This window comes from Paenibacillus tengchongensis (assembly GCF_008973665.1).
Lineage (GTDB): Bacteria > Bacillota > Bacilli > Paenibacillales > Paenibacillaceae > Paenibacillus_AQ > Paenibacillus_AQ tengchongensis.
The window spans coordinates 1-759 of the sequence record NZ_WACP01000048.1 but is presented as its reverse complement, the minus strand read 5'-3'; the positions used below and the strand labels follow the sequence as shown (position 1 = coordinate 759).

Annotated in this window: 1 pseudogene; it reads left to right on the top strand. The window is 38.1% G+C overall.

What is annotated here, in order from left to right:
• Window positions 1–759, top strand: a pseudogene (gene hlyD / locus F1381_RS27860) (alpha-hemolysin T1SS ABC transporter subunit HlyD); the annotation flags it as partial.

The window sequence follows — 759 nt, the reverse complement described above, 5'->3', positions numbered from 1 at the left end:
ACCTATTGAAAACTCAATAGTTAAAGAAATTATCGTAAAAGAAGGAGAGTCAGTCCGGAAAGGGGATGTGTTATTAAAGCTTACAGCACTGGGAGCTGAAGCTGATACGTTAAAAACACAGTCATCACTGTTACAGACCAGGCTGGAACAAACTCGGTATCAAATTCTGAGCAGGTCAATTGAATTAAATAAACTACCTGAACTGAAGCTTCCTGATGAGCCTTATTTTCAGAATGTATCTGAAGAGGAAGTACTGCGTTTAACTTCTTTGATAAAAGAACAGTTTTCCACATGGCAAAATCAGAAGTATCAAAAAGAACTGAATCTGGATAAGAAAAGAGCAGAGCGATTAACAATACTTGCCCGTATAAACCGTTATGAAAATTTATCGAGAGTTGAAAAAAGCCGTCTGGATGATTTCAGGAGTTTATTGCATAAACAGGCAATTGCAAAACATGCTGTACTTGAGCAGGAGAATAAATATGTCGAGGCAGCAAATGAATTACGGGTTTATAAATCGCAACTGGAGCAAATTGAGAGTGAGATATTGTCTGCAAAAGAAGAATATCAGCTTGTCACGCAGCTTTTTAAAAATGAAATTTTAGACAAGCTAAGACAAACAACAGACAGCATTGAGTTATTAACTCTGGAGTTAGAGAAAAATGAAGAGCGTCAACAGGCTTCAGTAATCAGGGCCCCTGTTTCGGGAAAAGTTCAGCAACTGAAGGTTCATACTGAAGGTGGGGTTGTTACAACAGC